This window comes from Pseudomonas sp. RW407, assembly GCF_003176655.1.
Taxonomy (GTDB): Bacteria; Pseudomonadota; Gammaproteobacteria; order Pseudomonadales; family Pseudomonadaceae; genus Pseudomonas; species Pseudomonas delhiensis.
This window is the reverse complement of the sequence record NZ_QGSL01000059.1, coordinates 1-1076: the sequence shown is the minus strand read 5'-3', so window position 1 is coordinate 1076 and position 1076 is coordinate 1. Positions and strand designations below refer to the sequence as shown.

Sequence of the window (1076 nt, the reverse complement as noted above, 5' to 3'; positions counted from 1 at the left end):
ATCGCGAAGCGCAGGCCGTCTTCCATGGCGATCGGGGCGATCAGGGTGACGGTCATCTTGACGTTGTCACCCGGCATTACCATCTCGACGCCTTCCGGCAGCTCGCAGTTGCCGGTCACGTCGGTGGTACGGAAGTAGAACTGCGGACGGTAGCCCTTGAAGAACGGGGTGTGACGACCGCCTTCTTCCTTGGACAGCACGTACACTTCGCACTCGAACTTGGTGTGCGGCTTGATGGTGCCCGGCTTGGCCAGAACCTGACCACGCTCCACGTCTTCACGCTTGGTGCCGCGCAGCAGGACGCCGACGTTCTCGCCAGCACGACCTTCGTCGAGCAGCTTGCGGAACATTTCCACGCCGGTGCAGGTGGTCTTGGTGGTCGGACGGATGCCGACGATTTCCACTTCTTCCTGGACCTTGACGATGCCGCGCTCGACACGACCGGTCACCACGGTGCCGCGGCCGGAGATCGAGAACACGTCTTCGATCGGCATCAGGAACGGCTGGTCGATGGCACGAACCGGCTCGGGGATGTAGGAGTCCAGGGTTTCTACCAGCTTGCGCACGGCGGAAACGCCCATCTCGTTGTCGTCCTGGCCGTTCAGGGCCATCAGCGCGGAGCCAACGACGATCGGGGTGTCATCGCCCGGGAAGTCGTAGGTGTTCAGCAGGTCGCGAACTTCCATCTCGACCAGTTCCAGCAGCTCGGCGTCGTCGACCATGTCGGCCTTGTTCAGGAACACGACGATGTAGGGAACGCCTACCTGGCGGGACAGCAGGATGTGCTCGCGGGTCTGCGGCATGGGGCCGTCGGCAGCCGAGCAAACCAGGATCGCGCCGTCCATCTGGGCAGCACCGGTGATCATGTTCTTCACGTAGTCGGCGTGGCCCGGGCAGTCTACGTGAGCGTAGTGGCGTACCGGCGAGTCGTATTCGACGTGCGAAGTGTTGATGGTGATACCACGGGCTTTCTCTTCCGGCGCGTTGTCGATCTGGTCGAAGGCGCGAGCGGAGCCACCCCAGGTCTCGGAGCAGACCTTGGTCAGAGCAGCGGTCAGAGTGGTCTTACCGTGGTC

The 1076-nt window shown here is 62.8% G+C and carries 1 protein-coding gene; it reads right to left on the bottom strand.

What is annotated here, in order from left to right:
- On the bottom strand, positions 1-1076 hold a 1076-nt coding region (tuf, locus tag DK254_RS05795), incomplete at both ends, for an elongation factor Tu (RefSeq protein WP_109933019.1).